4 protein-coding genes are annotated in these 6506 nt (G+C 41.9%); all 4 read right to left on the bottom strand.

Going from position 1 to position 6506, the window contains the following annotated elements:
* Nucleotides 1-2651, bottom strand: a 2651-nt coding sequence (locus F6K52_RS29845) for a polysaccharide biosynthesis protein (protein WP_293087341.1), incomplete at its 3' end; no start/stop codon positions are given.
* 884 nt (nt 2652-3535) lie between these two features.
* The gene (locus tag F6K52_RS29840) at nt 3536-4156 is read right to left on the bottom strand and encodes a chromophore lyase CpcT/CpeT (protein WP_293087338.1); all 621 of its coding nucleotides are present in this window, start codon (nt 4154-4156) and stop codon (nt 3536-3538) included.
* Between the two features lie 348 nt (nt 4157-4504).
* Complete coding sequence (locus F6K52_RS29835) at nt 4505-6100, bottom strand: transposase (protein WP_293087335.1); 1596 nt, start codon at nt 6098-6100, stop codon at nt 4505-4507.
* 103 nt (nt 6101-6203) lie between these two features.
* The coding region (locus F6K52_RS29830; protein WP_364420378.1) for an RRXRR domain-containing protein at nt 6204-6506 on the bottom strand (303 nt) is incomplete at its 5' end.

The following is a 6506-nucleotide window of genomic DNA, read 5'->3' as shown; positions in this document are numbered from 1 at the left end:
TGTTCTAAATTTTTATTATCCGTATTAATTTTACTGACTAGAGAGCGATCAACTTTTAAGCCATTAAACTCTCCATAGATAGAGTTAGATACTTCATGGATATAATTTATATCCGATGAATTATAAATACCCAAATTATCCAATTCTAACTGAACCCCAATGGCTCTAAGTTTGGAAAGCACCACCATGGCTTCTTCAGGATTTTTACGAATAAAAATTTCAGGTATTTCTAGCTTCAAACGATAAGCATCCAAGTTAGTTGTCTTGATAATATGGTCAATCTGCTGAACTAAATCAGGTTGCAATAACTGTTGGCGACACAGATTAACACTAATGGTTATCGGTGTTTGACTAGGAAACAGTTGTTGCCAAGACTGTAGTTGATTGCAAACTTCTCTGATTACCCACCAACCAATGGGAACAATCAAGCTAGTTGCTTTGGCTACTGGCATAAACTCTTCTGGGTAAATCAATCCTAGGTTAGGATGTTGCCAGCGCAACAGTGCTTCAAAACTATTAATATGCTCGTTTTCTAGGAGCATAATCGGCTGGTAGTAAAGCTGTAACTCCTGATTTTTTAGAGCCTTTTGCAAATAATCTTCCATTTCCCAGAACCCAATTTTTTTGGTTTGGGTAACTTGGCCGTTGGCTTGGTGATAACACTTGTCTAACACTTTAATCTTTTCATCAGTCATGATCATCTTAGAAATATCCGAAGAGAGATTTAGGATTGGAGTAGTTTTTTTGTATTTAGGGGTGTAGCCTGGTACCAGTTGCTCCAGCAAGAATAAAATTAGATTGGTATAATTTTGAGCGGCAGCTTTCCGGAGTGCATCTACTGCATAGTCAAGATTTTGGGAAACCATCTGACTAGCATTTTTAACTACTAGCAATTTGTCGTGTAGGGTTGGTTCATATTCTTCTCCAGGAATTAGCAGTTCCTCAAATAACTTTTCTCCTGGTCGCAGTCCGCTAAAGACAATGTCAATGTCCTTACCCACTTCATACCCGGAAAGGCGAATCAGTTCTTTGGCTAAGTCAACAATTTTGACCGGTTGACCCATATTGAGCATAAAGACTTCACCGCCCTGACCAATGACTGAGGCTTGCAAAACCAATTGAACTGCTTCTGGAATGGTCATGAAATAGCGACAGATATCAGGGTGGGTAACAGTCACCGGACCCCCAGCAGCAATTTGACGCTTAAAGGTAGGAACAACACTACCTCGGCTACCGAGAACATTGCCAAAACGAACCACAGAAAAATGCCTACCACTCCTTTGAGCCGCTTGTAGCACCAGCATTTCCGCCACTCGCTTGCTGCAGCCCATAACATTGCTGGGATTAACTGCTTTATCCGTTGAAATCATGACAAAGTGTTCTACACCATATCGCAATGAGAGATCTAGCAAATTTTTGGTTCCCAGCACATTGTTTGTGATTGCTTCTGGAGGATTTAATTCCATCATTGGCACATGTTTGTGAGCCGCAGCGTGAAAAACAATATCTGGTCTGAATTGGTCAAAAATGTACTCTAACCGACCTGTCAATCGAATATCAGCAATAATAGTATTAATATTTGGAAGTCGTTCATTTTCTAAGCGATCGTATTCAAGTAGTTCTAAAACTTGGTTTAGTTCTTGTTGGATATTAAACACGGAGTTTTCTCCATGTCCTAAAAGTACCATTTCTGAGGGTTGACACTTAAAAATTTGGCGACAAAGTTCACTGCCAATAGAGCCTCCTGCTCCTGTCACTAAAACTATCTTTCCTTTCAGAAACTTAGCCACACGCTGAACATCAGTTTGTATAGGTTCGCGACGCAGCAAGTCTTCAATCTTGACATCCCTAACACTACCAACACGGATAGGATTATTGAGGATTTCATTCATACCAGGTAAAGTACTAGTTGGTACTCCTGTGGATTTACAAATATCTAAAACTTCCCGAATAACTCGCCCAGGTGCTGTAGGCATGGCGATAATAATTTTGCGAATACGTAGAGAGCGAACAACATCAGGAATGGCATCACGATTACCAACTATAGGTAGTCGCCTAATTCTTAAATTGAGCTTTTTACGGTCATCGTCAATAAAGGCGACAGGATTAAAACCTAGGGAAGGATTCTTTTGCATATCCTGGGCTAGAGCAACCCCTGCACTACCAGCACCAACAATCAGTACATTGTCCCGGCGATGAAACTTCCTATGCCTTTGGCTGACTCTTTCGACGGCACGAACACTGAAGCGAAGACTACCGACAAACAACAAGCTCAGTAAACCGTCAAGTAACGGCAAGGAATTAGGCAGGCTATTCAAGGATAAATTGGTTAAACCATTAGACCAGTGAAACAATAACGTTTGGATGACTATAGCAGCAGCAGTAAGTGCGGCTATCTGCTCTAGTTCATCAATACTGGCATAAGACCAGCAACGCTTGTAAAGACCGAAGGTAGAAAATACAGTTAGTTTAACGACTAGGAACAGAATGGTTGCCAGTATCAGTCCAGATTGATAGAGGTTGATATCTAAATGATTGTTTAAGAATAGGACTAGAGCTAATACTGGCGTACTCGTGAAAATAATTAAATCAATGAGTAAGAAGTGGCGATTTCTCAGACCTAGTAACCAATTTGATAAGTTATTCGTCATGTTTTATTATCCAGTTAATTATTAAAAAATACACAGTAATTAGCTATTAAGCTTCGGTTCATATAACCAGGAACGGTAAACATAAAAAGGGAACAGATAATTACCGTACCGATGTTTGAGACGTTTGGGTGCGTAAGTTATATTAACTTTATCAATCGGTAGTTAGTATAGCTAAATAAAAAATCAAAAGAAACACAACTAAAGACATATTTTTTAGGTATTGATTGATTTAATTAATTTAAATATATCTAGATAACTAGAAATATAAATTCCATTGGTTTACTAAAAATTTACTAAATGTTTACTAAATTTTTACTAAGTGCTTGGATTTTTTTGCTGATAGTTAAATCCGATTAACTGCTTAGTATAGTGGCTTATTAAATGCTCACAAGGTTGCCAGTGTGGCATAACTTTTTGGTGCTACACTGGTGGAATGATTTTGGATTGCGTTAATAGATGATTTGATAAAATTTAGGTAAACCTAACGTTATAGTTTTGATGAATTTTTATAAACGATAGACATCCTAAATCATTTGTGCAAAAGAACCAATGGTGAAATTCGGCTCTGTCTCGCCCTGTAAGCATTCAGCAGTTAGCAGTCAGCCGTCAGCTTTTCGCTCACGCTGCGCGAACAGCTTATTTTATTCAAAAGCACCGATCTAGTAGCGTGGGTGTAGCCCATAAACTGTTCCCGTAGCGTGGCAATTCGCTAATGGCCAAGGCTAATGGCTAATGGCTGATAGCTGAGTGCTGTTCGCGTAGCGTGCGCGTAGCGCTAATCGCTGTTCGCTGATAGCTGAGTGCTGCCTTGCTCCCCCTGCTCTGGTCACCAGGAAGTATGGTTATTCCACCGAATTTGATATCAGGCAATTGACCAACAGGCTCTATTGCGGTTCAACCCAACGAAACTGGTAGGGTGAATCTTTCGCGCCCCATAGCAAATTGCCAGCAGCATCAAAACCCCGATCTAAGGTGTCCATACCTTCTTTGTGGAGTATAATGGTATTGGTGATTTTGACTGCTCCTCTGTACTTAGTTGGACAACCATCCTCTGGTGTCTGACCGATGTAGTTCTCACCGACTGGCTTCAAAAATACACTACACACCGCTTTACCTAAGTCATTTGAGGGTATCACTCGCTCTCCATCAGGTTGATTGCACAAACCAATCAGGGTTTTTGGGTTTTGAGGCTTAAACCCTCTAGATTCTACACTCTGGCCATTGTCACTGACAGCTATACGCAAAAATCGCTGTCGGTAAGGAGAGTTAAGGCGTTTGGAAAGCGCTTGTTCCTGATACAAAAATACTGATGTAGCAGGGTTGAGTCCAGGATCAACACTCTCTAGGTTGACAGTACAGGTGGTCATGCGGACATCAGGAGAATCTGGGTTAGCTCTGGCTTGGGCCGAGGTATCCATTACCCCAACTAGATGAGACACAACTTCTTTAACCTGTTGCTCAATCATGACTAATTCAGCAACAGCATTACCAGTACTTGTTGCCATCCACAAAAAAGCTATCGCTACCCCTGTCCGAAGGCTATTGTTCTTCACGATTACGTTCACACCCCAGCAAACTCTTTATCAAAAGTTGTGTTCAAGTATATTACCTGAAGGGGTGACCAAGATTGGCAGTTGGGGTAAGTAATATTATTTCTGTTTACATCGTCAACTAAAGAAGGATGCGAGTGGGAATCCCCTATTTTTTAAGTAGGGGAGGAACAGGAGCGGTAGAGGGGCTAAAGCCCCCTACTACACAAAGTTTGTTAGACCTTCTTATCAGAAGAGTCTTGTTTGGCGTGAATTGCCCTAGTCGTTTCCAGTTGAGGTCATAGAGATACTCTTAAACCGTCATTAATCGGGACAATCCGGTATAAAACGGTCAAGGTGCAATTTATTGCTGCCCAAGTGAGAAGTGGTCAAACGGTAATTGGAGTTAAACCTCCCACTTGTCTGTTTGGGCGATCCTGGCATCTCGACCAGGAGTTGCTTGAAAGCCTTAGTTTTAGTATGCTTAGGGTCAAGCCAACCTAGCTCAACCCCATCAACCAAACTTAGTCCCATTCCTCTCAAGAAACGCGCGGTACGACGCAATAACACTGCCTGTACCTCTGTCTTGCTCATGTATTTCCCGATCTCTTTATCAGTTCCACGAGCAAGAATATTTTGGGCAGCATTATAATCAGCCTGCAACACGACCCCATCAATTCCGGTAAAATTGTCCCCAGTTCTTTCCCCAAGAAGGGTTCGAGTTCTGGAGTCAATTTGCGACGTGTAACTAGGCTGAACTTCTGTAACAACTGAGCCAGTCCAATTAGCCCATTTCTGCAAAGAGTCCCGTATTGCTCCTTTCATCCAATTATTAAGTTTACGGGACACGGCGCTGCTCTGGCGCTTGCCTTTGATTGGTTGTGTTAAATCTTCTGCGAAAACTTTTAGAGCTTCTCCATTGAAGAGAGATTTAGAAGCTGCTCCTATTATCGCCGCCAGTTCAGCTTGGTTCTGTCTGTAACGACGATTTTCTGTCTTCCTGGTCAGGTTATTTTCTAGGATCCTGGCTGACTTAGCTGGATCTATTTTTTCTAGCTTTCTGTGAAGCGCCCATAACTTCCCTCTATTGCGGTTTTTTGCACATATACGATGGCCAAAAGGCCACGCTACGCGAACAGACTTTTTGGTAGTTGCTTTCCCTAGTCCTTTCCCGTGAGCCTGACCTTCTGAATCATAGAAAACCTCCGTGTACCCCTTATCTACTCCGATACTCCGACGTTCAGATGGAATTTCAACAGTCCCATGGTCTACCAAAAAATGAATTTCAAATCTTTGCAGAATTTGGTTGTGGATTAATCTGATCTGTCCTTTGATTTTCCGATTAGACCTGATAACTATCCTGTTTCTTTTCCCTCTCCTTAATCCAGCCAATTCTAACTGATAAGTGTTACGGGAAAGTCTTTTGCATTTATAGCCCACTTGTTGATAGACTATCTGGTTTTTAACCCAGGAATGTCCTCTCTTAAATTCCTTTCTGACAAGTCTGTGTAGGAGCGAGTTATCCAGAAATGCTAAAGTTTTAAGTTGTTTGCAAAGCTCCTTCCGTTTGTTTTGGTTTTCCTTTCGAGGGAACCTTCTGTAGATCTTTTTTGCTACCGCATCTATACAGGCTGCCTGCTGAGCTGTGATGGCCTTGGCTAAATCATTAATAGTCCAATCCATTATTTTGGCAGGCAACCCCAAGGTGTCGGGAGTCCTGAAGCTTTTAATCTCTGGAATGGCCTTTTTCCAATCCAGTCCCCAATGGCTAATGCTCCCCAGCTTGTTGTAAGACTCAGAGCGAACAATGCCCAGCTTTTTCATTGTGGACAGCAACTCTGCCTTAACCGACTCAGTCATCCCTACTATGGGGACGTGTGAAGTCGATATTTTCCTAGTTGCTCCTACTTTCTTGGGCATCGTTGACGTCTGAATCCTATACTTTAATATAATTCTAGCGCTAGTAAAATGTCAATGTCGGTTTTATTCCGTTAAATACCGTATTATCCCTATTTAATGGCGTCTAATCGCGAGACTCCGCCCCCATTCGTTCTTTAACCCGTTGAAACGGAAGAATCAGGTGAGCGCGGTACAGGGTGACATTCTTAGACTGAACGCCGATGCCAGAATAAAATTTGCCAGGGTCAACCCCAACAGCAATCTTTTGGGTATCGGTACCCGAAGGTGCATCCACAAGTTGAACGTAATAGATTCCGGCATCATTCCATTTTTCGATGGCTTTACCATCGCGAACCCAACGCCTAGCCCGAGAGGCTTTAGTTGGCATAAGGGGTTGACCCTCTGGTGAAATAACAGGTACTCGTAA

Origin of the sequence: Moorena sp. SIO3H5, from assembly GCF_010692395.1 — a bacterium.
Taxonomy (GTDB): Bacteria; Cyanobacteriota; Cyanobacteriia; order Cyanobacteriales; family Coleofasciculaceae; genus Moorena.
The sequence above is the reverse complement of the archived record's forward strand: the minus strand, read 5'-3'. Positions and strand labels throughout refer to the sequence as shown.